This is a genomic window from Embleya sp. NPDC056575 (assembly GCF_042793325.1).
Lineage (GTDB): Bacteria > Actinomycetota > Actinomycetes > Streptomycetales > Streptomycetaceae > Embleya.
On the sequence record NZ_JBHTVA010000077.1, the window covers coordinates 20,925 to 47,454 of the forward strand.

22 protein-coding genes and 1 riboswitch are annotated in these 26,530 nt (G+C 74.1%); of the genes, 10 read left to right on the forward strand and 12 right to left on the reverse strand.

Annotated elements, in window-relative coordinates:
• The first annotated feature begins 206 nt into the window (after positions 1 to 206).
• The 3 genes from ACFRCG_RS40120 to ACFRCG_RS40130 are packed head-to-tail and all read left to right on the forward strand — an operon-like array spanning position 207 to position 5,255.
• The gene (locus tag ACFRCG_RS40120; protein WP_380040864.1) at positions 207 to 1,394 is read left to right on the forward strand and encodes an AAA family ATPase; all 1,188 of its coding nucleotides are present in this window, start codon (positions 207 to 209) and stop codon (positions 1,392 to 1,394) included.
• A 1-nt stretch (position 1,395) separates the two neighbouring features.
• Positions 1,396 to 2,805 carry a DUF58 domain-containing protein gene (locus tag ACFRCG_RS40125; protein ID WP_380040866.1) on the forward strand — a complete coding sequence of 470 codons (1,410 nt, stop codon included), beginning with the start codon at positions 1,396 to 1,398 and terminating at the stop codon, positions 2,803 to 2,805.
• A complete protein-coding gene (locus ACFRCG_RS40130; RefSeq protein WP_380040868.1) occupies positions 2,802 to 5,255 on the forward strand; it encodes a transglutaminaseTgpA domain-containing protein in 2,454 nt (817 codons plus the stop codon). Before ACFRCG_RS40125 ends, ACFRCG_RS40130 begins: the two co-directional genes overlap by 4 nt.
• 301 nt (positions 5,256 to 5,556) lie before the next feature.
• Here ACFRCG_RS40130 and ACFRCG_RS40135 read toward each other — a convergent pair whose 3' ends face one another.
• The 6 genes from ACFRCG_RS40135 to ACFRCG_RS40160 all read right to left on the reverse strand — a co-directional run bounded on the left by ACFRCG_RS40135 (position 5,557) and on the right by ACFRCG_RS40160 (position 12,689).
• Positions 5,557 to 5,952 carry a DUF3040 domain-containing protein gene (locus tag ACFRCG_RS40135; RefSeq protein WP_380040870.1) on the reverse strand — a complete coding sequence of 132 codons (396 nt, stop codon included), beginning with the start codon at positions 5,950 to 5,952 and terminating at the stop codon, positions 5,557 to 5,559.
• Between the two features lie 291 nt (positions 5,953 to 6,243).
• Positions 6,244 to 7,455, reverse strand: a complete 1,212-nt coding sequence (gene dinB / locus ACFRCG_RS40140; RefSeq protein ID WP_380040872.1) for a DNA polymerase IV — start codon at positions 7,453 to 7,455, stop codon at positions 6,244 to 6,246.
• A 63-nt stretch (positions 7,456 to 7,518) separates the two neighbouring features.
• Positions 7,519 to 8,283: a methyltransferase domain-containing protein gene (locus ACFRCG_RS40145; protein WP_380040874.1), complete on the reverse strand. Its 765-nt coding sequence runs from the start codon at positions 8,281 to 8,283 to the stop codon at positions 7,519 to 7,521.
• 52 nt (positions 8,284 to 8,335) lie between these two features.
• A complete protein-coding gene (locus ACFRCG_RS40150; protein WP_380040876.1) occupies positions 8,336 to 11,815 on the reverse strand; it encodes a DNA polymerase III subunit alpha in 3,480 nt (1,159 codons plus the stop codon).
• Between the two features lie 58 nt (positions 11,816 to 11,873).
• Positions 11,874 to 12,389 carry an SAV_6107 family HEPN domain-containing protein gene (locus tag ACFRCG_RS40155; RefSeq protein ID WP_371863019.1) on the reverse strand — a complete coding sequence of 172 codons (516 nt, stop codon included), beginning with the start codon at positions 12,387 to 12,389 and terminating at the stop codon, positions 11,874 to 11,876.
• Between the two features lie 12 nt (positions 12,390 to 12,401).
• Positions 12,402 to 12,689, reverse strand: coding sequence for a DUF6504 family protein (locus ACFRCG_RS40160; protein ID WP_126638310.1), 288 nt, complete (start codon positions 12,687 to 12,689; stop codon positions 12,402 to 12,404).
• Positions 12,690 to 13,030: 341 nt separating this feature from the next.
• Here ACFRCG_RS40160 and ACFRCG_RS40165 point away from each other — a divergent pair, with 341 nt between their 5' ends.
• Positions 13,031 to 13,897 (forward strand): 1-aminocyclopropane-1-carboxylate deaminase/D-cysteine desulfhydrase, encoded by an 867-nt coding sequence (locus ACFRCG_RS40165; RefSeq protein ID WP_380040878.1) that lies wholly within the window; start codon positions 13,031 to 13,033, stop codon positions 13,895 to 13,897.
• 532 nt (positions 13,898 to 14,429) lie between these two features.
• Positions 14,430 to 15,920 carry a phytoene desaturase family protein gene (locus ACFRCG_RS40170; protein ID WP_380040880.1) on the forward strand — a complete coding sequence of 497 codons (1,491 nt, stop codon included), beginning with the start codon at positions 14,430 to 14,432 and terminating at the stop codon, positions 15,918 to 15,920.
• 51 nt (positions 15,921 to 15,971) lie between these two features.
• Here ACFRCG_RS40170 and ACFRCG_RS40175 read toward each other — a convergent pair whose 3' ends face one another.
• Complete coding sequence (locus ACFRCG_RS40175) at positions 15,972 to 16,265, reverse strand: hypothetical protein (RefSeq protein WP_126638312.1); 294 nt, start codon at positions 16,263 to 16,265, stop codon at positions 15,972 to 15,974.
• Between the two features lie 70 nt (positions 16,266 to 16,335).
• Positions 16,336 to 17,289, reverse strand: a complete 954-nt coding sequence (metF, locus tag ACFRCG_RS40180; protein ID WP_380040882.1) for a methylenetetrahydrofolate reductase [NAD(P)H] — start codon at positions 17,287 to 17,289, stop codon at positions 16,336 to 16,338.
• Positions 17,290 to 17,452: 163 nt separating this feature from the next.
• Here metF and ACFRCG_RS40185 point away from each other — a divergent pair, with 163 nt between their 5' ends.
• Positions 17,453 to 18,544, forward strand: a complete 1,092-nt coding sequence (locus tag ACFRCG_RS40185; RefSeq protein ID WP_380040884.1) for a polyprenyl synthetase family protein — start codon at positions 17,453 to 17,455, stop codon at positions 18,542 to 18,544.
• 481 nt (positions 18,545 to 19,025) lie between these two features.
• Here the strand turns inward: ACFRCG_RS40185 and ACFRCG_RS40190 are convergent, their stop codons facing one another.
• The 4 genes from ACFRCG_RS40190 to ACFRCG_RS40205 form a co-directional block, all read right to left on the reverse strand.
• Entirely contained in the window at positions 19,026 to 19,538 is a 513-nt protein-coding gene (locus tag ACFRCG_RS40190) for a ribonuclease domain-containing protein (RefSeq protein WP_380040886.1), read from the reverse strand.
• A gap of 104 nt (positions 19,539 to 19,642) precedes the next feature.
• The gene (gene thiE / locus ACFRCG_RS40195; protein ID WP_380040888.1) at positions 19,643 to 20,287 is read right to left on the reverse strand and encodes a thiamine phosphate synthase; all 645 of its coding nucleotides are present in this window, start codon (positions 20,285 to 20,287) and stop codon (positions 19,643 to 19,645) included.
• A gap of 10 nt (positions 20,288 to 20,297) precedes the next feature.
• Positions 20,298 to 20,663: an Rv2175c family DNA-binding protein gene (locus ACFRCG_RS40200; RefSeq protein WP_380012671.1), complete on the reverse strand. Its 366-nt coding sequence runs from the start codon at positions 20,661 to 20,663 to the stop codon at positions 20,298 to 20,300.
• 45 nt (positions 20,664 to 20,708) lie between these two features.
• The gene (locus tag ACFRCG_RS40205) at positions 20,709 to 21,893 is read right to left on the reverse strand and encodes an NAD(P)/FAD-dependent oxidoreductase (RefSeq protein WP_380040890.1); all 1,185 of its coding nucleotides are present in this window, start codon (positions 21,891 to 21,893) and stop codon (positions 20,709 to 20,711) included.
• Between the two features lie 116 nt (positions 21,894 to 22,009).
• Positions 22,010 to 22,121: riboswitch (TPP riboswitch) on the forward strand.
• Between ACFRCG_RS40205 and thiO the strand changes: the two genes are divergently transcribed.
• The 4 genes from thiO (at position 22,117) to pknB (ending at position 26,459) form a co-directional block, all read left to right on the forward strand.
• Entirely contained in the window at positions 22,117 to 23,301 is a 1,185-nt protein-coding gene (thiO, locus tag ACFRCG_RS40210; RefSeq protein ID WP_380040892.1) for a glycine oxidase ThiO, read from the forward strand. (Overlaps the previous riboswitch by 5 nt.)
• On the forward strand, positions 23,298 to 23,525 hold the full coding sequence (gene thiS / locus ACFRCG_RS40215; RefSeq protein WP_078977569.1) for a sulfur carrier protein ThiS: 228 nt from the start codon (positions 23,298 to 23,300) through the stop codon (positions 23,523 to 23,525). Before thiO ends, thiS begins: the two co-directional genes overlap by 4 nt.
• A gap of 5 nt (positions 23,526 to 23,530) precedes the next feature.
• The gene (locus tag ACFRCG_RS40220; protein ID WP_380040894.1) at positions 23,531 to 24,325 is read left to right on the forward strand and encodes a thiazole synthase; all 795 of its coding nucleotides are present in this window, start codon (positions 23,531 to 23,533) and stop codon (positions 24,323 to 24,325) included.
• A 97-nt stretch (positions 24,326 to 24,422) separates the two neighbouring features.
• Positions 24,423 to 26,459, forward strand: coding sequence for a Stk1 family PASTA domain-containing Ser/Thr kinase (pknB, locus tag ACFRCG_RS40225; protein ID WP_380040896.1), 2,037 nt, complete (start codon positions 24,423 to 24,425; stop codon positions 26,457 to 26,459).
• The last annotated feature ends 71 nt before the right edge of the window (positions 26,460 to 26,530 follow it).

Consider the following 26,530-nt stretch of genomic DNA (forward strand, 5'->3'; position numbering starts at 1 on the left):
CGGCACCATCGAGGGGATCGACCCGTCTCGGCCGAAGCCTTTCGCGCCGACCGGATCGCCCTCCACGCCGCGTCGGCTACCGTCCGGAGTCGCAATGCGCGTTGTCCGGGCCGTCCAACGGGGTGACGGCAGCGCACGCTACCGGGAGAATCGGCCTGTGGCCCTGACCCAGGGCGTGCACAACGCGGTTCCAGGGAGGGGCACGGGTGTCGACGTTCAACGATCAGGCCGGTCTGGGGGATCTGACGGTCACCACCGATCGGATCCGCGGGGCCATGGAGACCGTGATCGAGGGCAAGCCCGAGGTCGTCCGCCTCGCCTTGACGGTGCTGCTGGCCGAGGGCCACCTGCTCGTCGAGGACGTTCCGGGAGTCGGCAAGACGATGCTGGCGAAGGCCCTCGCGCGATCCGTCGACTGCGACATGCGCCGGGTCCAGTTCACCCCGGACCTGCTGCCCTCGGACATCACCGGCGTCAGCGTCTTCGACCAGGAAAAGCGCGAGTTCGAGTTCAAGCCGGGCGCCATCTTCGCCAACATCGTGGTGGGCGACGAGATCAACCGGGCCTCGCCGAAGACCCAGTCCGCGCTCTTGGAGTGCATGGCCGAGCGCCAGGTCACCGTCGACGGCACCACCTACGAGTTGAGCGCGCCGTTCATGGTGATCGCGACGCAGAACCCGGTGGAGATGGAGGGAACGTATCCTCTGCCCGAGGCACAGCGGGACCGGTTCATGGCCCGCGTCTCGATGGGATACCCGGCGATCGACGCCGAGTTGCGGATGATCGGCGGCCACAGCGCCGGCTCCCCGCTGACCGACCTGAGCCCGGTCGCCGACGCGCGCGACCTGGTCCGCCTCGCCGACGCCGTACGCCGGGTGCACGTGTCCCCGGCCGTCGCGCGCTACGCGGTCGACCTGGTCAACGCCACCCGCCGCTCGCCCGAACTGCGCCTGGGCGCCTCGCCGCGCGCCACCCTGCACCTGGTCCGCGCGTCCCGGGCGGCGGCCGCGCTGGACAACCGCGACTACGTCCTGCCGGACGACCTGCAGACCCTGGCCGTCTCGGTGCTGGCCCACCGCCTGCTGCCCACCGCCGACGCGCAGATGGCCCGACGCACCCCGGAGCAGATCGTCGCCGACATCGTGCGCCAGGTCCCGGTCCCCGGCGGCCCCACCGGCCAGGCCCCGCAACCGGCCCAGGGCCGGGCGGTCGGCGCGCCGCAGACCGTGCCCGCCCCGCCGGTGCCGCCCGCCCACCAGCCCTACCCGGGCGGCGTCCCGCACCACAACGGCGGCCGGCCGTACCCGACGCAGGCGCCGACCGCGCACGAGGGCTACGCGCCGGTGCCGTCCGACGGCCGGCTCGGCGGCACGGGCTCCGGGGCGGCGCGCTGACGTGCGTACCGCACTGTCGGGCCTGACCACCCGGGGGCGCTCCTTCCTCGCGGCGGGGATCGCCGCGAGCATCTGCGCGGTGGTCCTGGGCCAACGCGACCTGCTGCGGGTCGGCTTCCTGCTCACCGCGCTGCCGCTGGTGGCGGTCCTGATCGTCGCCCGCACCCGGCACCTGGTCACCAGCGCCCGGGGGCTGGAGCCGCCCCGGGTGGCGGCCGGCCACGAGTCCCAGGTGCGGCTGCGCGTGGACAACGTCTCGCGCATCCCCACCGGTCTGCTGATGCTCGAGGACCACGTGCCCTACGTACTCGGCTCGCGGCCCCGCTTCGTGCTGGACCGCATCGAACCGCACGGCAACCGGCACGTGTCCTACCGGGTGCGCTCGGATCTGCGCGGGCGTTTCCCGGTGGGGCCGCTGCGGTTGCGGATGGCCGACCCGTTCGGGATGTGCGAGCTGACCCGTTCCTTCGCCGCCCGGGACACCCTCGTGGTCACCCCGGCCGTGCAGCCGCTGCCCGCGGTGGACCTGGGCGGCGAGTGGACCGGCTACGGCGACAGCCACGCCCGCAACGTGTCCGCGTCCGGCGAGGAGGACGTGGTTCCGCGCGAGTACCGGCACGGCGACGACGTGCGCCGGGTGCACTGGCGCTCCACCGCCCGCCGCGGCGAACTGATGGTGCGCCGCGAGGAACAGGCCTGGCAGAACCGGGCCACCGTACTGATCGACACCCGCGCCGGCGCGCACGTCGGCGACGGACCGGCCTCGTCCTTCGAATGGGTGGTCTCGGCCGCCGCGTCGGTGGGCGTACACCTGTGCCGGCGCGGCTACACCACCCGCCTGCTCGACGCCGAGGGCGACGCGCTCGCCGGGGACCTGGAGGGCATCCGGGCCGCGCCCGGCGACCTGGAGGGTTTCCTGCTCGACGCGCTCGCGGTGGTGGGGACGGTGCCGGTCGACGCCCTGGACCAGGCCGAGCCCGCGCTGCGCGACCCGGCGGGCGGCGGGCTGACCGTCGCCGTGCTCGGCGCGCTGACCGAGGACGACGTCAAGCGGCTCGGACGGGCCCGGCACCGCTCCGGGCGCGGGGTCGCGATCGTCCTGGACGTGAGCACGTGGGGCCGGGTGCCCGGCGCGCTGCCGCACGACAGCGCGGTGGGCCTGCTCCGCCAGGCCGGCTGGCGGGTGCTCTCCGCCCGGGCCGGCTCCCGGCTGGCCGAGCTGTGGCGCGCGGCCGGCCGGGTGGGCGACCCGGCCGCCGCCGGCTCGATGTCCTACGCCGGCACCGCGCGCGCCGCCGCCCCCGCGGCTCCCGCGCCCGTATCCACGCCCGCCGCCTCGGGCCCGCCGCCGCGCCCCCGCGCGGCGCCCACGATCGGGGGCTCCACCGTCGACGGAGGGGAACGGCCATGACCGGCCGACTGCGTCTGGCCCTGGTCGCGGCGCTCGCGACCGCGCTGACCTCGTCCGCACTGCTCCCGCTGGTCGACGCGGGCAGTTGGATCGCCCAGGGACTGGGCGCGATCCTGCTGGTCGCCCTGGTCGGCGAGGGGGCCCGGCGGATCCGGGTGCCGCGCCCGATCGTGGGATTGACCCAGGTCGCCGCCCTGGTGCCCTACCTGCTCCTGGTCTGCGTCCCCGACGCCAGCGGCCCGATCCCGACCCCGAGCAGCGTCGACGCGTTCGTGGAGTTGATGCGCACCGGCGGACAGGACATCCGCGAGTTCAGCACGCCCGCGCCCGCCACGCCCGGGATCGTCGCGATCCTGCTCACGGTGATGGGCGGCGTGGCCGTGATCGTGGACATGATCGCGGTGACCTACGCCCAGGCCGCCCCGGCGGGCCTGCCGCTGCTCGCGCTCTACAGCGTGCCCGCCGCGCTGTCCCAGTCCGGCCTCGGCTGGGCGGTCTTCCTGATCGCGGCGCTGGCCTACGTCCTGCTGCTGCTCGCGGAGGGCCGCGAACGGCTGCTGCGCTGGGGCAGGCCGCTGGCCCCGCCGATACCGCCCGGCTATCCGCCGATGCGCCAGTACCGCCCGCCCGCCCGCGGCGGCGGCCGGATCGGCGTGGCCGCGCTCGCGGTGGCCGTCGCGGTGCCCGCGCTGATCCCGCTGAGCGCCAACCGGCTCCTGGACAAGAACGACAACGGGCCGCAGTCGCATCGGCTGACCACGATCAACCCCGTGGTCAAGCTCTCCGACGAGTTGAACCGGGCGGAGAACCGGGAGTTGATGCGCTATCGCACCACCTCCGCCTCGCCCGGCTCGATCTATCTGCGGATCTCCTCCCTCGACCGGTTCGACGGCCGCTCCTGGCAGCCGTCGGAGCGGCAACTGACCGACGTGCCGAAGGACTTCCCCAAGCCGCCGGGCCTGGATCAAGGGGTGCGCACCACCGAGGTGATCACCCGGGTCGAGTCCGACCGGGACTACGACCAGGGTTCGCTGCCGATGCCCTACCCGGCGACGCAGGTCCAGGTGAAGGGCAGTTGGCGCTACGAGCCCGAGGGTCGCCTGCTGCTGGCCGACAACAAGCAGGGCCTGCGCGGCCTCGGCTGGACGGTGACCAGCCTCGACGTCGAACCGACCCCCGCCCAGCTCAAGGCCGCCGGCCCGCCGCCGCCCGCGCTCGCGCCCTATGTGGCGCTGAACCTGCCGTCCGACATGGTGAACCGGATCCGCCAGCAGGCGCAGCGGATCGGCGGCAACGGCACCTCCTACGACCGGGCCCGCAACCTGGAGGAGTGGTTCGCCCGCTCCAACCAGTTCCGCTACGACACCAAGGTCCCGCCCGGCAACGGCGCCTCGGCGCTGGAGAACTTCCTGGAGCAAAAGGTCGGCTACTGCGAACAGTTCTCCTCCGCGATGGCGGTGATGGCCCGCACCCTGGGCATCCCGGCGCGGATCGCGGTCGGCTTCATCCCCGGCACGCAGCAGGCCGACATGAGCTACAAGGTCAGCAGCCACGACGCGCACGCGTGGCCGGAGCTGTACTTCTCCGGCGCGGGCTGGATCCGGTTCGAGCCGACCCCCTCCCGGGGCAACTCGCCGTCCTACGCCCAGCAGGACGTGGCGCCGGTCGCGCCGTCGGCCACCCCGGGCAGTGCGGGCGACCTGCCCACCAAGCAGCCGCAGACGGTGCCGAGCGCCGGGCCGTCGACCGCCACGACCAGCGCGCCGGCCGCCGTCGGCGCCTCCTCGGACGGGCCGCGGTTGTCCGGCCGGGTGCTGCTGATCGGCGGCGCCGTGCTGCTGGCCGTGCTGCTCGTGGTGGCGCCGATGCTGGTCCGCACCCGGGTACGCCGACGCCGGTTCGCGGCGCTCACCCGGGACGTGGCGGCCGACGTCGATGCCGACGACCGCGCCGGGCCGGTGCTCGGCGGGTGGGCCGAGGTGCTGGACACCGCCCGCGACCTGGGCCACCCGGCACCGGACGCGGAGACCCCGCGCCAGGCCGCCGAACGGCTGCTCGCCGTGCTGGCGGTCGACGCGCCCGCCGCCGAGGGTGCCGGGGACGCCGACGACACCGGGCGACTCGCGGCGGGATCGGCCGTGCTCGCCGCCCGCGAGGCGCTGCCGCGGATCGCGCTCGCCACCGAACGGCTGTTGTACGCGGCCACCCCGCCGGTCCGCGAGCCGGGCCTCGGCGAGGACGTGCGGGCGGTCCGCCGGGGCCTGCTGGCCCGGGCCGGACGCGGTCGCCGGTTGCGGGCGAGCCTGCTCCCGCCGTCGTTGCGCCGCCGGGGCGGGCCGAGCCGGGCCGAGCGTCGGTACACGCTCGCCGAGCGCCTCCGGCCCCGCCTGCCGCGGCGCCGCCGGGACGGGGGCCCGGGCGGCACGCCGAAGCCGGCCGACCTCGGCTGAGCGGCGGGCGGCCCCGGCCGCCCGCCCGAACCGGGGCATGGGAACACCCGGGCACCTGGGCACCTGGGCACCTGGGCACCTGGGCACCTGGGCACCTGGGCACCTGGGCACCTGGGCACCTGGGCACCTGGGCACGATGACAAAACGCCGGTGGTGGTGACCTCCGATTCCCTCGGAGGTCACCGCCACCGGCGTTGTCGTTTCGTATGCCGCCCCGTCTCGACGTCGCGCCCGGAACTCGACCCGTGGCGACCGGGTCTCCCCGGTCGCGTCGTCGACGCGGTGCGGTATGCGCCGAACGTCAGCCGTTCTCCTCGCGTCGACGACGCCAGCGGTCCTCGATGCGGTTCATCACCTTGGCCTTGTTGCGCCGCCGCGGTGCACGGCCGCGGCCCGCGCCGCCGCCTTCGCCCGCTTCGGCCGTCGCCGGCCCCCGACGCCAACCGGTGACCGCGAGGAGCGCCCCACCGAGCATCGCCAGAAAGCCGATGACACTGACCCAGATCTGTTGGACCATCATGCCGGTCATCAACAGGACGATGCCGAGCAGGAATCCGAGGATCGCCTGGACCGTGCGTCGCCGGGTATGCCGGCGCATGCCGGCTGCTTCGAGCGCTGTCGCGAATTTGGGATCTTCGGCGTAGAGCGCTCGCTCCATCTGCTCAAGCATGCGCTGCTCGTGCTCTGAGAGCGGCACGGCGTCCTCCTTCGTCGGCCGCGACGCGACCTTGCGGCCCTTTCAGGATAGGCAGGTAATCGCTGTCGTGAAAGCCACCCTCGGCACGGGCTCGACGCCCGACACCGCGTGAGGGTTCACCACATCGATTCCCGCCCCTTCCCACACTTGTGCCCTGCCCGACGCACGCTCATGTCCCCCGGTCAGGGCTTCGATGATATGCGGCCCGGGCGGGTTCGCGCTGAGGGATGGGGCCGGGCGGGTCCGCGTCGGCGGCGCGTGGGGCGGCCGGAGCCGGCGGTGGGCGGTGGTTCAGCGCCCTCGCGGGCCCCGCGCCCGGGGCCCGCGACCGAGCAGGGTGGCGGCGGTGAGCGCCGAGTCGCCGAATCGGCCGCGCACCGCGTCGGCCGCGCGCTCCACCTCGCGCCGGCCCGGATCCCGTTCGCCGAGCACCAGTTGGCGCGGACAGCCGCCGCCGACCAGGCCCTCCACCCGGATCCCGACCAGGCGCAGCCGGGCCCGTTCCAGGCCCAGCGCGCCGTGCAGCAGGCAGGCCACGTGGTAGATCTCGTGGCCCACGTCGGTGGCCTCGCGCAGGGTCCTGCTGCGGGTGATGGTGCTGAAGTCGGCGAACCGGATCTTGATCGTGACGGTCCGCCCGGCCGTCTTCGCCCGGCGCAGCCGGGTCGCGGTGCGGTGCGCGAGGGCGAGCAGGGTGCGGCGGATCGCCACCGGGTCGTCCACGTCGGTGGGGAAAGTCTCCTCGGCGCCGATACTGCGTTCGGGTTCCCAGGGGATCACCGGCCGGCGGTCCCGACCCCAGGCGAGTTCGTACAGCCCGCGGCCCGCGGCGGCGCCGAGCGCGCGGCTCAGCGTCTCGACCGAAGTGTGGGCGACATCACCGATGGTGGTCAGGCCCAGATCGGTCAACAACGCGCCGGTGCGCTCGCCGACGCCCCACAGGCGGTCCACCGGGAGCGGGTGCAGGAAGTCCACCACCTGCTCGGGGCGGATCACGCTGAGCCCGTCGGGTTTGGCCAGCGCGCCGGCCAGCTTGGCGGTGAACTTGGTGTCCGCGATGCCGACCGAGCAGGTGATGCCCTGCTCGTCGAAGATCCGGGCGCGGATCGACTCGCCCACGATCTCCGGCGGGCCCAGGCGGCGGGTGACGCCCGCGAGGTCGAGGAACGCCTCGTCCAGGGACAGCGGCTCCACGCGCGGGGTGATCGAGCGCAGTACCTCCATGACGCCGCCGGAGACGCGGGCGTAGTCGTCGTGCTCCGGGGAGAGGAAGAGCGCGTGCGGAGCGAGCCGACGGGCCCGGGAGGTGGCCTGGCCGGCGTGCACGCCCAGCGCGCGCACGTCGTAGGTGGCGGAGAGCACCACCCCGCGCGGGCCCTGGCCGGCCACCACCAGGGGGGTGTCGCGCAGTGTCGGGTCGCGGCGGATCTCGACGGACGCGTAGAAGGCGTCCATGTCGACGTGCATGATCGCCTGCGGCGGCGCGGATCGGGCGGTGCTCATCCGGCACCGCCCGTCCGGGCGTCGCGGCCGGGGCGGGAAGCGGGCCCCGGGCCGAAGGCGGGGCTAGGCCCTGTCCGCCGGCTTGCCCGCGAGCAGGTGCAGTTGGGTGGCCAGGGCGCGGTACTCGGGCTGTTCGGCCGCGGCGCGTTCGAGGTCGAGGAGGGCGTCGAACGAGCCCGGGTCGTCGACCAGGACGCCCGGGACCAGGTCGGCGAAGACCCGGATCGCGTGCACCGGGCCCGCCTCCAGACCGGCCTTGGCGACCAGCGCGGTGAGGTCGGCGACGGTGAACCGGCGCGGCATCGGGTCGGCCGGGCCGTAGCGGCCCTCGGGGTCGGCGAGCAGGTCGCGGGCCTGGTCGAAGTGCCCGGCGAGGGCGCGGGCCAGGACCGCGCCGGTGCGGTTGGCCGCGAGCAGGCTGAGCGTGCCGCCGGCGCGCAGCGCGCGGACGATCCGGCCGAGGTCGGCCGCGGGGTCGTCCACCACCTCCAGGACGCCGTGGCACAACACCACGTCGGCGGCGTCCGGCTCGACCACGTCGAACAGGTCGTGGGTGTCGCCCTGGAGGGCGCGGACCAGGTCGGTGACCCCGGCCTCGGCGGCCCGGCGCTCCAGCGCGGCGAGCGCGTCGGGGCTGGGGTCGACGACGGTGACCCGGTGTCCGAGTCGGGCGATGGGCACCGCGAGGTTGCCGGTGCCGCCGCCGGTGTCGAGCACGTCGAGGACGTCCCGTCCGGCCGCCTCGGCCCGTCGGTCCAACGCCTCGCGCAGCACCTGCCACACGACGGCGGTGCGCATCGAGCTGCGCCTGCGCGTCTGGTCGGACACGAACACCCTCCTCCGGAACCGGTCGGGTTCCACCTTAGAGCGTGTACGGAGGTCATCCCGCGCTCCCGGGGCTGGCGTGCCACAGCTTGCGCGGGGCCTGCTTGGCGGCGGTGCCGGCGGGACGCAGGTCGGCGTACGGGGAGACCTTGAAGCCGCTGGCGTGCACCAGGACCCGGCGCTCGGCGGGCGCGGCGGACGCCGGCCGTGCCTGGGCCATCAACTCGTGCACCGCCGGGACGCCGCCGATGCTCCAGGCGTCGTGCAGCGCGCCCAACTCCCAGCAGCCGGTGGCCCGCAGCGACACGCCGCGCGGTCCGGTGCGGCGCAGCACGCCGCGTACCACCAGCAGCCAGGAGTGGAACAGCGTGGCCGCGTACGGGTCCTGGGCGTCCTCGAAGAAGGTGGTGTCGACCGGTCCGGTGGCGTCGTCCAGGGTCAGGAAGATCACCCGGCGGCCGGATCGGATCGGCGGCGTCTGGGTGGCCACCTTGACCCCGGCGACCAGCAGTTCGGCGCGGTTGCGCCGGTTCAGCAGGTCGCGGGCGCGGGTGATGCCCAGGTCGGCCAGGAACGGCGCGTGGAAGTCGAGCACGTGGCGGCCGGCGTCCAGGCCGAGCACGTCGAGTTCGGCCCGCACCCGTTCCACGTCGGTGAACTCGGGCAGGCCGGTGGCCGGCGGGATGTCGGGGGCCAGGCCCAGGTCGAGTTCGGCGCCCTCCTGGTGTCGGCCGCCCCGGGCTCGGCCGGCCCGGCCGAGGCGGTTCAGGTCGGCGAGTTGCAGGAGCAGGTCGCGGCGGGTGGTCGGGGCCGGGTGCACGGCGTCGAACGCGCCGATGGTGATCAGCCGTTCGGTGGTCGGGCGGGACGCGCCGCTGCGGGCCCGGAAGTCGACGAGGGAGGTGTACGGGCGGTGCGCCAGCACGTGGGCGACCTCGTCGGCGCCGATGCCCTTGATCTCGGCCAGCGGGATCCGGATGCCGGGCGGCCCCTCGGGGAGGGGTTCGACCCGGTAGACGTCGTCGGAGCGGTTGACGTCGACGCCCAGGATCGGCACGCCGAACTGGCGCGCGTCGTCCAGGATCAGCCGTTTGGGGTACATCCCGGGGTCGTGGGTGAGCACGCCGGCCAGGAACGCGGCGGTGTGGTGCGTCTTGAGCCAGGCGGACTGGTAGGTGGGCAGCGCGAAGGCGGCGGCGTGCGCCTTGCAGAAGCCGAACGAGGCGAATGCCTCCAGGACGTCCCAGATCTTGTCGATCACCGGCCGGCCGTAGCCGCGGTGCGCGGCGAGTTCGTACAGCCAGTCCCGGACGGCGGGTTTTCGCTCGTGGCTGCCCAGCGCGCGGCGGGCCACGTCGGCGCGGGCGAGGTCGCACCCGGTGGCGATGTGGATGATCCGGATCACCTGTTCGTGGAAGACCACCACGCCGCAGGTCTCCGCCAGCGCCGCGCGGAAGTCCTCGTGGATGTAGTAGGGCTCGGTCCAGCCCTGGCGGGCGGCCAGGAAAGGGGTGACCATGTCGCTCTTGACCGGGCCGGGCCGGAACAGCGAGATGTCCACGATGATGTCCTCGAACGTCTCCGGGGCGAACTTGCCGATCAGCTCGCGCTGTCCGGGCGATTCGATCTGGAAGCAGCCGAGGGTGCGCGTGGAGCGGATCAGGTCGAACGTGGCCCGGTCGTCGTGCGCGATCGTGTCCAGGTCGGGGGCGGCGCCGTCGACCCGTTCGATCTCGGCCACCGCGTGCGCCATCGCGGACTGCATCCGCACCCCGAGCACGTCGAGCTTGAGCAGTCCCAGGTGTTCGACGTCCTCCTTGTCGAACTGGCTCATCGGGAAGCCCTGCGCGGAGGTCTCCACGGGGGTGCGGTCGAGGAGGGTGGGGTTGGACAGCAGTACGCCGCACGGGTGCAGGGCGAGGTGTCGGGGCAGGCCGTCGAGCCGGGCGGCGAGCGCGAACAGGCCGTCGAAGCCGCCGTCCCGGGCGAGTCGGTGGTTGCGCAGTTCGGGCAGGTCGCGCAGGGCCGGGCCGAGGTCGCGGGCGCGGATGTGCGGGAACGCCTTGGCCAGTTCGTCGATCTCGCCGGCGGCCAGGCCCAGCGCCGCGCCGACGTCGCGGATGGCGTGCCGGGCGCGGTAGGTCTCGGCCATCGACACGCAGGCGCAGCGCTCCGGGCCGAAGACCTCCATGATCCGCCGGTAGACGTCGGTACGGCGGGCGGATTCGACGTCGACGTCGATGTCGGGCAGCGCGGTGCGCCGGTCCGAGACGAAACGCTCCATCAGCAGGCCGTGTCGGAGCGGGTCGACGCCGGAGATGCCGAGCAGGTGGTTGACCAGGCTGCCCGCGCCGGAGCCGCGGGCCGCGCAGCGCACGCCCATGTCCCGGATCAGGTCGACCACGCCGGCCACGGTCAGGAAGTAGGACGGCAGGCCGAGTCGGCCGATCAGCGCCAGCTCGTCGTCGAGGCGACCCAGCGCCTCGGTGGTGGGGGCGATGCCGCGCAGCCCCAGGCCCGCCTCGCACCGTGCGCGCAGTTCGGCGCCGGCCCGGCTCGCGGGCACGCCCAGCACCTCCGGCTCGGGGTAGAACACGCTGCCCAGGCCCAGGTCCCGGGCCGGGTCCAGGACCAGCTCGTCGGCCAGCGCGCGGCCGGCGCCGAGCAGCGCGGCGGCGGTGCCCCGGCCGGCCAGGCAGGTGATCTCGGCGGCGACGGCGACCATGTCGAGGGTGGGCTTGAGGTATGCCTCGGAGCCGGTGCGGGCCAGGTGGTGCGGGCCGAGTGGGACCAGTCGGCGGGCCGAGTCGAGCACGTCGGCGACCACGGCGTCCTCGCGGTCGGCGTAGCGCACCGCGTTGGTGAGCACGGCGGGCACGCGGTGGGTGTCGGCGAGGGTGAGCATCCGGGCCGCGTGGACGGCGGATCCGGCGCGGCCCGGCGGCGCGAGGTGGCACACCAGTTCGAGGTACAGGGCGTCGTCGGGCATGGCGGCGCGGGCCCGGGCGAGCAGTCGTTCGGCGAGCGCGGGCCGGTCGGCGGCGAGCGCCCGGCCGACCTCGGAGTCGGGCCCGGCCAGTACGACCACGGCGCCGTCGGTCGCGGCCAGCGCCTCCCAGGTGGTCACCGGGTTGGCCCGGTCGCGCCGGTGCGCGTCGCTGATCAGCCGGCACAGCGCGGCCCAGCCCGCCTTGCCCCGGGCGAGCACGGTGACCCGGGGATGCCCGGGGTCGGTGAACGCGCCGCCGCGCGCGGGGGTGCGCCGGATCCGGCCCGGCGCGACGGGATCCGGCTCGGCGGGCAGCACCGCCAGCTCGGCGCCCAGGATCGGCCGGATGCCCGCCGCGAGGCAGCCGCGCGCGAAGGCGACCGCGCCGTACACCCCGTCCCGGTCGGTCAGCGCGAGGGTGTCCAGGCCGTGTTCGACCGCGCGCTCGATCAGGGTGCTCGGATGCGAGACGCCGTAGCGCATCGAATGCCCCGACGCGACGTGCAGGTGGGCGAAGGGGCGGTTCGATCGATTCGGTCGGTTCATGGGTGGTGCCGGTTCTTGGGTGGGGGCGTTCGGTGACGGGGCGTGACTGGGACGGCGTTCAGTCGACGGGCGGGGGCGGGGCCGGGATCGGGGGCAGTGCGAGCAGGCGCACCACCAGGCGGAAGAAGGTCTCGACGTCGCGGATCAGGTCGTCGGCCTCGCGGCCGGTGACCGCGCCGGGCAGGCCCGCCTCGGCGGCGGCGCGCTTGCGGGCGCCGGACGCGAAGAAGGCGGCCCACTCGACCAGCTCGGGCGCCACCTTCGGCAGCAGCTCCCATGCGCTGCGCGGGGCCCGCCGGCGCCGGCCCGGGCGCTGCTCGTCGGCCTGCGCCCGGGCGGCGAGCACGGCCGCGGCCACCCGCAGCGCGGCCAGGTGGGCGGTGGCGTAGCGCTCCGCCGCGTCGGGGTTGACGGCGGCCTCGGTGAGCCCGCGTCGGGCCTGGGCCAGCAGGTCGAGCGCGCCGCGCGGGGCGGACGACCAGCGCACCGGCGCTCGTCGGATCGGCGGCGGCTCGGGTATGTGGGCGGACTGGTTCACACTCGTGCGCACACTCGCGCTCGCGCTTGCGCTCACGGAGTCACCTCCTCAATCGGCGGTCCGAGCCAGCGTCCAGGTCCCGGCGCCGGCGTCCAGGCTGAGGTCGTAGACGCCCAGTGGCGCGCTGCGGCCGGCTCCGGCCTCCACCCGCCACACCTCGCGCTCCCCCGTCGTCACGACGGCGGCCCGCGAACGCGCGTGCTGCCACCACTCGCCGGTCTCGACCCAGTGGCCGAGCACTTCCCGGACCACGTAGAGCCGGTCGTGCCACAGGAACCGCGCGGGATCCCCACCACTGCGCAGCACCTCCACCGGATCGGTGTGCAGACGCGTCATACGGCTCCTCCTCTGCCGAGGCCCGGGCCGCGATGCGCTTCCCCACGCACCGCGACCCCGGCTGCCCATCCGTTTGCCCCGTGCCGTTCGAGTCGAACTTTTCTCTCGAACAAAAGTTCGATCCCGTTTGCCAGTAAAGCTCGCTCCCCCACCCACGTCAACGTCATTGCCGCAGTACCGGGCGAACCGGCGTGTTCGATCGATGTTCGAGCATGTTCGGGTCGAACGACCCCCGTCCCGTCCACCGTGACAGGCCACTCCGACAGCCGACCCACCACCGACTCCGGCCACCGACGCCGCCGATTCCGCCGCCGAGCCGGCCGACGTGCGACCCTGCCCGGGTGCGACCACGTCTGCCCTCGCCGCTGTGCGAGTTGTCCGATCCCCGGCTGACCGCCCTGGGCCTGCTCCTGTGCCTCAAACGGGACGACCTGATCCATCCCGAGGTGCCGGGCAACAAGTGGCGCAAGCTGAAGTACAACCTGGCGGCGGCCCGCGAGCGGGGCGAGCACACCCTGCTGACCTTCGGCGGCGCCTACTCGAACCACCTCAGGGCCACCGCCGCCGCCGGCCACGCGCTCGGTCTGGCCACCGTCGGCGTGGTGCGCGGCGAGGAACTCGCCGACCGCCCGCTCAACCCGTCGCTCGCCTTCGCGGCCGAACGCGGCATGCGACTGGTGTTCGTGGACCGCGCCACCTACCGGGCCAAACACACGACACCGGTGCTGGAGCGACTGCTCGCCGCACACGGGCCCGCGTACGTACTGCCCGAAGGCGGCAGCAACGAGGCCGCCGTGCGCGGATGCGCGGAGTTGCCCGCCGAACTCGGCGACGACGTCGACACGGTCTGCGTCGCGGCGGGCACCGGCGGCACACTGGCCGGGATCGCGGCGGGACTGCCCGCCGGGCGGCGCGCGATCGGCTTCGCGGTGCTCAGGGGCGGCTTCCTCGCCGACGAGGTGGCCGACCTCCAGCGCCGCACCTATGGCGCGCCGACCGACAACTGGCACGTGGAGAACGACTTCCACCACGGCGGCTACGCCCGGCGCGGCCCGGAACTGGACACCTTCCTCGCCGACTTCGCGGCCCGACACGGCTTCGCGCCCGAGCCGGTCTACGTCGGCAAGATGTTGTTCGGGCTGTTCGCCCTCGCCGAGCGCGGCGCGTTCGCCCCGGGCACCCGCCTGGTCGCGGTGGTCACCGGCTGACCGGCCGCCCGACGCGCTCGAACCGGGGTCGTCGGCGCGGGCGGCCGGGCCGCGCACCGCGAAAAGCGGTGGTCCGCCGTCCCCACGACCGGACCACCGCTCCGAACGACCCGCCGCCCCCCGCGGCCGTCGTCCCCGTCCATCCGTTCCGTCGCCCCGTGTCGCCGGTCCCGATGTCGTCGCTCGCCTCCGCCGTCCCCCTCGAACGGCACTCCCCGAGGCTCCCCTTGGCTCTCCCCGTGCCGACAACTCTGGCGGTCGGCCCGGGGGCGCGACATCCGTACGAATACTCAGAAGCACACCGAGTACCGGCGCCCATATCCCCGTCGATCATCGTTTTCGGGGCACCGCGGATCCGGGGAAAGAAATCTTCCCCGCGCGTACAACCCTGGACGGGGGTCGCGAGTCTTACCAATCGTGACCCGCTGGGGGGTGGGCCCGTAGACCGTGGGGAGCGGTCGCGGGACGGAGCGGGGGACCAGGCCCGGGGGGCGGGCCTGGTCCCCCGCTTCCGCATATACGCTCTACCGACGTGGCTCGCATCGTGATCGTCGGCGCAGGTATCGGTGGATTGGCGGTGGCCGCTCGGCTGGCCACGCTTCGGCACGAGGTGACGATCTGCGAACGATCGTCCTCGACCGGCGGCGCCTCCGGGTCGATCGTGCGCGACGGCTTCACCTTCACCACCGGCCCCGGGCTGCTCACGCTGCCGGCCGTCTACCGCGACCTGTTCCTCAAGACCGGCGCGGCGATCGAGGACGTGGTGGACCTGGTCCCGCTCGCCTCCCCCACTCGCGAGTCGTTCGCCGCCGCGACCGGGGCACGCACCGTCGTCGACCTCCCCAACGCCTCCCGGTCCGGGACCCACGACGCGTTCGAGGCGGGCTTCGGAGCGGGCGCGGGCGACGACTGGCAGCGGCTGCTGCACCGGGCCGGCGAGATGTGGGGGGTCACCCGGAAGAGCTTCATCGAGGCACCGCTGCTGGCCGACCCGGCGCGGCGGGCCGAACGGCTGCGCAGTGCCGGGAGCGGGCGGGCCGATCTGCGCGTGACCGCCCCGTGGCGCTCGTTGCGCTCGCTCGGCCGCGCCACGCTGAGCGATCCCCGGCTGCGCGCCCACCTGGAGCGCTTCGCCGCCGAGGCGGGCTGCCATCCGGGCAAGGCGCCCGCGACGCTGGCCACGCTGCCCTACCTGGAGGAGACCTTCGGGGTGTGGTGGGTGCGCGGCGGCCTGCACCGGATGACCGAGGCACTGCACGCGCGCTGCCTGCAGCGGAAGGTGAAGGTGCGCACCGACACCGAGGTCGTCGCGATCGAACGCGAGGGCGACCGGGTCGGCGGGGTGCGCCTGGCCGACGGCGGGCACCTGGCCGCCGACATCGTGATCACCGACCTGCCCACCGACCCGCACGCGGCCGGGCTGCTGTCCGGCCCCGGGGCCGCCGGGGCGCGGCGGGTGCCGGCCGCCTCCGCGACGCTCGAACTGCATCTCGCGCTGCGCGGGCACACCCCCGGGACGCCGCACCGCACCTATCTGTTCGCGGACGATCCCGGCCGGGAACCGGACGCGCTGTTCGCCCGACGCTCCGCGCCGCCGAGCGATCCGACGGTGTGCGTGCTCGCCCCCGACGACCCGGCGCTGGCCCCCGAGGGGCACAGCGCGTGGACGGTACAGCTGCGCGTGCCGCCGCACGGCGTCGTGGACTGGGCCTCGGCCGCCGTCCGGGACGCCTACCCCGCGACCCTGCTCGACCTGATGGCCCGGCGCGGCCTCGACGTGCGCGACCGGGTCCTGTGGTCCGAGTTGCGCACCCCGGCCGACGTGGCGGCGGCCACCGGTGCCCCGGGCGGCGCGGTGCCGGGCGCGGGCGCCGACGGGCCACGCAGCGCGCCGCGCCGGGTGCCGAACCGGTCGGCCGTACCGGGTCTGTTCTCGGTCGGCGCGAGTGCCCATCCGGGCGGCGGGCTGCCCCGGGTCGGCATGTCGGCGGCGCTGGTGGCGGAGCTGATCGGGCGCGCGTAGGGCGCGGCTCGCGGTGTCCGGCCTGGTTCGAGGTCTTCGGTCGGGCCGGGTTCAGCGGGCCTTGGCCCGGCGGCCCTTCGGGCGGCGACCGCTGACCGTCCAGCCGTGGTGGTACGCCTTGCGCACATAGCGGGTGGTCAGGAACTGGCCGACCGCGAAGCAGAACGCGCCGATGCCGACCACCACCGGGTTCTTGATGCCGACGCCGGCGGCCACGCCGACGAAGCCGACGAAGGCCAGCACGCGGTAGCGGAACGGGGCGCCGTGTTGCCACAACACCTCGGTCAGCAGCCACAGTCCGATCGGCACGAACAGGATGTAGAGCACCACCAGGCCGAACTGCACGGTCGATCCCTCCGTTACCGGTTCGTGGCCTCACCCTAGAGGGTGAACCGGTCATCGGGAGGAAAGCGGGTCAGCCGACTTCGGTCGAGCCGGCGCCCCGTGCCGCGCCGGCGTCCCCGTCCAGTCCGAGGTTCTGGTAGATCTCGGTGGTCGCGGTCGACCGGTTCAAGGTGATGAAGTGCAGGCCCGGCGCGCCCTCGGCGAGCAGCCGCTCGGACATCCGGGTGGCGTATTCCACCCCGATCGCGCGCACCGCCGCCCGGTCGTCGCCGGCCGCCTCGACCGCCGCCGACAGGTCGGCCGGCACCGAGCAGCCGCTCAGCTCGTCGGCCCGCACCAGCGTGGTCGGGCTGGTCACCGGCATCACCTCGGGGATGATCGGGATGTCGCACCCGGCCGCCGCGACCCGGTCGCGCAGGCGCAGGTAGTCCTCGACGTCGAAGAACATCTGGGTGATCGCGTAGTCGGCGCCCGCGCGGCACTTGGCCACGAAGTGCCGGATGTCCTCGTCCCAGTTGTTCGAACGCGGGTGCATCTCCGGGAACGCGGCGATGCCCACGCAGAAGTCGCCTGACGCGCGCAGCAGCTCGACCAGCTCGACGGCGTAGGTGAAGCCGTCGGGGTGGGCGATCCACTCGCCCTTCGGGTCGCCCGGCGGGTCGCCGCGCAGCGCGAGCACGTTGCGCACGCCCGCGTTCGCGTACTGCCCGATGATGTTGCGCAGCTCGGCGCGCGAGTGGCCGACCGCGGTGAGGTGCCCCACGGGGGTGAGCGTGGTCTCGGTGGCGATGCGCTCGGTCGTGTCGACGGTCAGGCCCCGGCTGGAGCCGCCCGCGCCGTAGGTGACCGAGACGAAGGTCGGCGCCAGTGCCTCGACGCGGCGGATGGCCTCCCACAGGGTGCGGGTGCCGGCCTCCGTGCGTGGGGGCATGAACTCGAAGGAGAAGGACCGGGTGCCGTCCGCGAGGAGATCGCGAATGGCCGGAGTTCGACTGATTCGGGTGGCTGCCGCACCGAGAGACATGCAGGCAGGTTATCGGGCGTTCCGCGCGACGAGGTAGACCTTCCACTCCGCGAGACGACCGGGCGAGCCGCGCTCGGTGGCGGGCGACCAGGGAACTCGTACCCGGCGCAAGTTAGGCTGCCCCGTATTTCCTGTTCGTTTCCCGCCTTCGACGGAAGACTCCATGGCTGCCGAATCCTTCCCCGTACACCCCCTGGACCGGGGCGGCCTCCGGCAGCGGATCAATGCCGCGCTGGGCGAGTTCATGGACCGACAGGCGCGGGTGCTCGCCGACGTGGGCGAGGGCATGGTCCCGGTCACCGCGGCGCTGAACGACTTCGTGCTCGACGGCGGCAAACGCCTGCGCCCCGGCTTCTGCTACTGGGGGTGGCGCGGGATCGCCGGTCCGGGACAGGCGGACGAGGCCATCGTGGTGGCGGCCACCGCGCTGGAGCTGCTCCAGGCCAGCGCGCTGATCCACGACGACCTGATGGACAGCAGCGACACCCGGCGCGGCAAGCCGGCCGTGCACCGCCGGTTCGAGGGGCTGCACGGGGAAAGCGGCTGGACGGGTTCGGGCGAGTCGTTCGGCTCGGCGGCGGCGATCCTGCTCGGCGACCTGTGCCTGTCCTGGTGCGACGAGATGTTCGGCGCCAGCGGGGTGGACGACCGGGCGCTGCGCGCGGCCAAGCCGCTGTTCGACGTGATGCGCACCGAGGTGATGGCGGGCCAGTATCTCGACGTGCTGGAGCAGGCGATGGGCGGCGGCTCGGTCGAGCGGTCACGACGGGTGATGCGGTTCAAGTCCGCCAAGTACACGATCGAGCGCCCCCTGCACGTGGGGGCCGCCCTCGCCGGCGCCGACCCGGCCGCCCTCGCCGCCTACTCCGCCTACGGGCTGCCCCTCGGTGAGGCCTTCCAGCTGCGCGACGACGTGCTCGGTGTCTTCGGCGACCCCGAGCGGACCGGCAAGCCCGCCGGGGACGACCTGCGCGAGGGCAAGCGGACCGTGCTGCTCGCGCTGGCCGGCGAGCGGGCCGACGCCGCCCAGAGCGAGGTGCTCACCGCGCTGGTCGGCGATCCGGCGCTGAGCGACACCGGGGTCAAGGAGCTGCGCGCGGTGATCGAGGACACCGGCGCGCTCGCCGACGTCGAGACGATGATCACCGACCTGACCTCGCGGGCCCTGGGCGCCCTGGCCGGCGCGCCGATCGCCGAGGACGCGCGCGAAGTGCTGCGCGAGCTGGTCGACGCCGCCACGGTGCGCAGCGTCTAGGAGCGGGCGGGTCGGGGTGTCCGGAGCGAGCGCGAACGGTGTGCCGAGGGCCGCGGGCCGGTGGTGTTCGGGCTCGGCGATCCGTCCCCGGTGCGGGTGTGCGGGGTGCTCGTCCGCGTCCTCGGACAGCGCCTGCGGCGGATTGCGGCCGACCAGGTAGATCCCGCCGATCACGGCGGCGAGGACGAGCAGCGGGAACAGCAGCGCGCCCCCGTTGTCCGGTGTCGCGCTCGGGCGCGGCGCCGGCGTCGCGGGGGCGCCGGTCGCGGGCCGAGGGCTCGGGATCCGGGTTCGGCCGGGCGTCGTCGTGGGTGTCGCGGGGTGCGGCAGGTCGTGGGCTCGGGCATCCTCTGCGGACCCCGGACGGAAGGAGACGTCGGGTGTGTCCATCTCGGCAGTCTGGCCGCCGGATCGATCCGACTCGGCCGGAATGCGCCATCCGCGAGTCCAACCACCCGATCGGCGCACACCGCGTCGCGGGTCAGGGCAGGACGGCCGCGAAGCTCGCGTAGTGGTCGTCGCTGTAGAAGCGCTCGGTGTTCTTTCCGGTGACGATCCGCCGTGCGCCGCGATCGGCGGACCCGGGGGTGCGGACCGTGTACTCGCGGTAGTAGCCGTCGGGTCTGCCGGGGAGCAGCTTCTCCCGGTTGCCGAAGACGATGCCGTCGCGGGAGTACGGGAACGGGCCGCCGGCCGCGATCAGGGCCAGCGTCTCGCGGGCCTCGGCGGGCAGGTCGCCGGCGGCGACGGTACGCATCCGGGCGGGCACCCAGGTGGGGCGCGCGGACGCGGTGTCGCCGCGGCCCGACACCGACGCGGTGCCGACGGACGTGCCGGCCGCGGTGGACGCCGCCGGCGTCCGGGTCGCCCCGCCGGAACGCGACCCGTCGCCGTCGCCGCGCGTGAGCGCGAAGACCAACGCGAGTGCCGCGACGAGCGCGAGCACCGTGACGACGATCAGATTGCGCCGCTGGGCACCGGACATGTCCCGCATCGTGCCGGCCCACCCACCGCACCGAGCCGAGCCCGCGGCCGTACGCGCCGAACGACACCCGAACCGCGTACACCGCCGTTCGGGCACGGCCGGTCGGCCCGAGGTCAGCCCGAGGTCAGCCGTTCGACGAACCGGGCCGTCGCCTCGGCCGGGTCCGCGGCCTCGGTGATCGCCCGGACCACCACCACCCGGGTCGCCCCGGCGGCCAGCACCTGGTCGAGGTTGGTCGGGTCGATGCCGCCGATCGCGAACCACGGCCGGGTCGGGCGCAGCGCGGCGGTGTACCGCACCAGGTCCAGGCCCGGCGCGGGGCGGCCCGGCTTGGTCGGGGTCGGCCACACCGGTCCGGTGCAGAAGTAGTCCACCCCCGGCTCCACGAGCGCCGCGTCCACCTCGGCCTCGGCGTGCGTGGAGCGCCCGATCAGCACGTCGCCGCCGATGATCGCCCGGGCCGCGGGGACCGGCAGGTCGTCCTGTCCCAGGTGCAGCACGTCGGGGCCGATCGTGTGCGCGACGTCGGCCCGGTCGTTGACCGCGAGCAGCTTCCCGTGTCGGCGGCAGGCGTCCCGGAACACCTCCAGGTATTCCAGCTCCGGTCGGGCCTCCAGGCCCTTCTGCCGCAACTGCACGATGTCCACGCCCGCACCGAGCACCGCGTCCAGGAACGCGGGCAGGTCGCCCTGCCGCTCCCGCGCGTCGGTGCACAGGTACAGGCGTGCGTCGGCCAACCGTTCCTGACGGCTCGTCATCGGCCCGGCCTCAGATCGCCAGCGCCTGGGCGCGTCGCCGCACCTCGGTCATCCGGTTCTCCTGCAGCGCCTGTACCGGCGTGCCCGGCAGCGTGTCGTCGGCGGTGAACAGCCACTCCAGCGCCTCCTCGTCGGAGAAGTTCGAGTCGGCCAGCAGGGTCAGCGTGCCGACGAGGCCCTTGACGATGTTGCCGTCCTGGAAGAAGTCGGCGGGCACCTGCAGCGCCCGGTGCTCGCCGCGGCGCACCGCGAGGAACTTGCGCTCCTTGAGCTGCTGCCGGACCTTGAGGATGTCCACACCGAGGATCTCGGCGATCTCGGGGAGGGTCACCCAGGCGGGGACGAGGGCTTCGATTTTCGGGTCGATCTCGCTCATCCGGCCAAGTCTAGGTTCCGCGGCCGGCCCCGCCTGCCGGCGCCGTCACCGGACCGTCGACTTGAGCGGGTTCTCCGGGTCGGCGAAGCGTTCCCGGTCCACCGGGGTGGCCAGCTGCACGAGCTTGCGGCCCTGGGCGAGGTCACGTGGGCGGGCCACCGCGAGCAGTGCCACGAGCCGGTCGCCGGCGAACCAGCCCGCGGACCACTTGCCGTCCTCGCCGGCGTCGCGGAACACCAGTTCGTCGCCTTCGCCGTGCCGGCCGACGTACTGCACCATGCGGCCGAACTGGTCGGACCAGAAGTACGGGACCGGGTCGTAGGCCTGCTCGCCGCCGAGCAGGTTGGCCACGAGCACGCGCGGCGCCTGGAGCGCGTTGTCCCAGTGCTCGACGTGCATCCGGGTGCCGTAGCGGGCGGACGGGAACTCGACGCAGTCGCCGACCGCGTGGACCCCGGGCATCGAGGTGGCCAGGTACTCGTCCACCTCGACGAAGCCCCGCGCGGTGCGGGCGACGGCGGATCCCGCCAGCCAGTCGGTGGCCGGGCGCACGCCGATGCCGACCACGATCGCGTCGGCGCGCAGCCGGCGACCGTCGGTCAGGTGTACCGCGCCCGGCTCCAGGCGATCCACCCGCGCGCCGAGCAGCAGTTCCACGCCGGCCTCGGCGTACCAGGGCACGAAGCGCTCGCCGATCTCGTCGGGGAAGGGCCCGGCGAGCGGGGCGTGCAGCGCCTCGACCACGGTGGTCGGGCAGCCCGCGGCGGCCGCGGCGGTGGCCACCTCGGCGCCGATCCAACCCGCGCCGACGATCACCACGTGCGCGCCGGGCACGAGCGCGGTGCGCAGCGCGCGGGCGTCGTCGATGGTGCGCAGCACATGCACGCCGGGCACCTCGGCGGCGCCGGGCAGGTGCAGCACGCGCGATCCGGTGGCGATCACCAGGCGCTCGTAGGCGATCGGCCCCGCGTCGGTGTCCACCGCGCCCTCGCGCAGCCCCGTGGCGGTGCGGCCGAACAGCACCTCGGTGTCGAGCGCGGCCCAGTCCGCCTCGAAGGAGGTGTCGTCGGTCTTGCCGGCCAGGACCTCCTTCGACAGCGGCGGGCGGTCGTACGGCGCGTGCGCCTCGGCGCCGAGCAGGGTGACGCGCCCGGCGTACCCCTGTTCCCGCAGCGCCACCACGGTTTGCAGGCCGGCCATGCCGGCACCCACGACGAGCACGTTGTCCATGCGGGGCAGCCTATGACGCGTGCCCGGGTCGCCGACGGGCAGGGTCTTGACTCAGTCAAGGAGATCGGCGGGCACCGCTCGGGCACCCCGGATGGCGCCCGGGACGTGTCGTAGTGTGGAGAGGTCACGGGAGCCCGGTGAGACCGGGCTGAGAGGGGGGCTGCGAGCCCCCGACCGTCCGAACCTGATCCGGGTCATACCGGCGAAGGGAGTTCTGCTCATCATGTCCAACACCGGCACGGCCGGCCCCCCGGGCGTCGACGTCGTGGTCGTCGGCGCGGGCGTCGTCGGACTGTCGATCGCCTGGCGCGCCCGCGCCCGGCACGGCCTCGCGGTCACCGTGGTCGACCCCGCCCCCGGCACCGGCGCCTCGCACGCCGCGGCGGGCATGCTCACGCCCGTCTCCGAACTCCAGTACGGGGAGGAGAGCCTGCTCCGGCTGAGCATCGAATCCGCCCGGCGCTACCCGGAGTTCGCCGCCGAACTGGCCGACGCCGCGGGGCTGCCCTCGGGTTACCGCGCGTGCGGCACGATCGCGGTCGCGCTGGACGCGGACGACCGGGCGGTGCTCAAGGACCTGCACGCCTACCAGGAACGCCTCGGCCTACGCTCGGACTGGCTGACCAGCCGCGAGTGCCGCCGCCTCGAACCCATGTTGTCCCCGGCGATCACCGGCGGCCTGCACGTCGAGGACGACCACCAGATCGACAACCGCGTCCTGGTCGCGGCGCTGCTCGCGGCCTGCGCGCGGGCGGGCGTGACGATCGTGCGCGAGGGCGTCGAGCGGGTCCTGGTCGCCGACGAGCGCGCGTACGGTGTGCGGTTGCGCGACGGGCGGGCGCTGACCGCCGATCAGGTACTGCTCGCCGCCGGGTGCCGCTCGGCGCGGATCCCGGGCCTGCCGCCCGAGGCGGTGCCCCCGGTACGTCCGGTCAAGGGCGAGATCCTGCGGCTGGCCGTGCCGCCGGCGCTGCGCCCGCTGCTGTCCCGCAACATCCGGGGCGTGGTCAAGGGCGGCAGCATGTACCTGGTCCCGCGCGTGGACGGCGAACTGGTGATCGGCGCCACCGAACACGACCTCGGGTTCGACACCGAGGTCACCGCGGGCGGGGTCTACGAACTGCTCCGCGACGCGCACGAACTCGTCCCCGGCGTGACCGAGCTGCCGCTGGTCGAGACGCTCGCGGGGCTGCGCCCGGGCAGCCCGGACAACGCGCCGATCCTGGGCCGCTCCGCGCTGGCCGGTCTGGTGGTGGCCACCGGCCACTACCGACACGGCATCCTGCTCACCCCGATCACCGCCGACACCGTGGCCGACGTGCTCGCCCACGGCACCACCCCCGACCTCATCGCGCCCTTCGGGCCCGACCGTTTCACGACGAGCGCCGCCCGGAAGGTGATGGCATGACCGACATCGACGACATCGGGAGCATCGAGGTCTCCGTCAACGGCGACCGGCGCGATGTGGCGACCGGCACCACCGTGGCCGACCTGGTGGCCACGCTGACCACCGCCGCAAAGGGTGTGGCGGTCGCGGTCGACGAGGCCGTGGTGCCGCGCGGCGCGTGGGCCGAGACCGTGCTCGACGCGGGCAGCCGCGTCGAGGTGCTGACCGCCGTACAGGGAGGGTGACCACGATGGCCGACGACACGCTGGTGATCGGCGGGGAGTCCTTCACGTCGCGGTTGATCACCGGAACGGGTGGTGCGCCGAGCCTGGAGGTGCTGGAGCAGGCGCTGATCGCGTCCGGCACCGAGATCACCACGGTGGCGATGCGCCGGGTGGACCCGGGGACGGCGGGCTCGGTGCTCGACGTGCTGCGCCGCCTGGGCATCCGGGTGTTGCCGAACACCGCCGGGTGCTTCACCTCGGGCGAGGCGGTGCTCACCGCGCGGCTGGCCCGGGAGGCGCTGGAGACCGACTGGGTCAAGCTCGAAGTCGTGGCCGACGAGCGCACGTTGCTGCCGGACGGGGTCGAGCTGGTGGACGCCGCCGAGCGGCTGGTCGACGACGGCTTCCGGGTGCTCGCGTACACCAACGACGACCCGGTGCTCGCGCGCCGGCTCGAACAGGTGGGCTGTGTGGCGGTGATGCCGCTGGGTTCGCCGATCGGCTCGGGTCTGGGCATCCGCAATCCGCACAACATCCGACTGATCACCGAGCAGGCCGGCGTTCCGGTGGTGCTCGACGCGGGTCTGGGCACCGCCTCCGACGCGGCGCTCGCGATGGAGTTGGGCTGCGACGCGGTGATGCTGGCGACCGCGGTCACCCGGGCGCAGTCGCCGCTGCTGATGGCCGAGGCGATGCGGCACGCGGTGGAGGCGGGCCGATTCGCGTACCGCGCCGGGCGCATCCCGATGCGGCACCACGCGCACGCGTCGTCACCCATGGCCGGCATGCTGGACGCAAGCCCCGAACATCCCGCCTTCTGAGCCGCACCGGCCCCGTGCGCCGCGTCGGCCCGGCGACGGGGGAACCATGGGGAAGACCGTCGGCGTCCACGAGGCAGTGGACCCTACACTCCTGAACATGGACACGACCTTGAATGATCCGCTCGTCGGGCGGCTGCTCGACGGTCGATACCGGGTCGATGCCCGAGTTGCCGCAGGTGGCATGGCCACGGTGTACCGGGCGCTCGACACTCGGCTCGATCGCGTCGTCGCCCTCAAGGTGATGCACGCCGGGCTCGCCCAGGACCCCGAGTCCACCCGCCGCTTCATCCTGGAGGCGAAGGCCGCCGCCCGGCTGTCGCATCCCAACGTGGTCAACGTCTTCGACCAGGGCACCGACGGCACCGTCGCCTACCTCGCGATGGAATACGTCGAGGGCCGCACGCTGCGCGAACTGCTCCAGGACCTGGGCAACATGACCCCGCGCGAGGCGTTCGGGGTGCTGGAGCCGATGCTCGCCGCGCTCTCCGCCGCACACCGGGCGGGCTTCGTGCACCGCGACGTCAAGCCGGAGAACGTACTGATCTCCGACGACGGCGGGATCAAGCTCGGCGACTTCGGGCTGGCCCGCGCGACCACCACGACCGCGACCGCGGCGACCGGCAAGGTCCTGGTCGGCACGGTCGCCTACCTCGCGCCCGAGCAGGTCGAACGCGGCGAGTCCACCCCGCGCTCCGACGTGTACGCGGCGGGCGTGGTGCTCTACGAGATGCTGACCGGCCGTCAGCCGCACCACGGCGCGACCGCGGTCGAGGTCATCTACAAGCACGTGCACACCGACGTGCCGCCGCCCTCGCACGCGGTGCCGGGCCTGTCCACCACGCTGGACACGCTGGTGCGCACGGCCACCGTGCGCGACCCGGAGCAGCGGCCCGGCGACGCGGAGGAATTGCTCGGTCTGGTCCGCCGGACCCGGCACGCGATGCCCGACGCGGAGTTGGACTTCGGCGCGGCACTGCGCCTGCCGCCGCCGCCCGAGCCGATCAACGACAACGCCACCAGCGTGTTCCGGGCGGGCGAGGTGATGCTGCCGCCGCATCTGGCGCCGCTCGGGTTGAGCGTCGACTCGATGGACGACGAGCAGGCGCGCTACGGCGGGGGCTACGAGGAGCCCTACTCCGAGGAGCAGCAGGTCTACGCGCCGGCCGCCGCCCCGGGGGTGCCGGCCCAGGCCGCCGGCGGCGGGTATCCCCACCAGCCGGCGCTGCCCGGCCGACGGCGCCGGCGCGGGCCGTCGCGGGGCGTGCTCGTGCTGGCGGTCGTGCTGCTCGTGGCGGCCGCGATCGGCGGCGGTGCGTGGTGGTACGGCTCGGGCCGCTACGCCGACGTGCCCGGGGTGTTGAACATGACCCAGGCCGACGCGGAGAAGCGCATCAAGAACGCCGGCCTCAAGGTGCAGTACGTGGGCGACGGGGAGTTCAACGAGATCGTCGCCAAGGGCTCGGTGATCTCCACCGACCCGGCCCCCGGCAAGAACGTGACGAGCGGATCGACCATCAAGGTCAAGTTGTCCAAGGGCCCGGAGCGGCACGTGGTGCCGGCGCTGGCGAACCTGAAGCTGGAGGACGCGAAGAAGGCACTCGCCGACGCCGCGCTCAAGCCGGGCACCGAGACCAAGGTGGCCAGTCCCAAGCCGCCGGGCACGGTGGTGGGCAGCACACCGGCCGCCGGTGAGCAGTTGCAGCGGGACAGCGTGGTCGCCCTGACGGTCAGCCGGGGCCCGGACACCGTGGTGCCGGACCTGACCGGACTGAGCCTGGACGAGGCCAAGGCCCGGTTCCTGCCCGCGACCGGGGTCACGGTCGAGGCGGACCCGACTCCGCAGTTCTCGGACACCGTGCCGCAGGGTCGGATCATGTCGTTCGTGCCGGGCGTCAACACCAACGTGCAGTACGGGACGAAGATCGTGGTGGTGCTGTCCAAGGGTCCGGACCTGGTCCAGGTGCCGCCGGTGACGGGGATGAACCCGGACGACGCGGGCCGCGCGCTCCAGGCCGCGGGGCTGCGGGTCAACAACCGGATGATCCCGCTGATCCCCGCCAACGTGGGCAAGCAGGACCCGGCGGCCGGCTCGATGGTCAAGCGCAACAGCGAGGTCTTCATCTCGAACTTCTAGGCGCGCTCCGCCCCGCCGGGCTTCGGGTCCGGCGGGACGGCCCGAACACGGCCGAAGGCCCCGCTCCGACT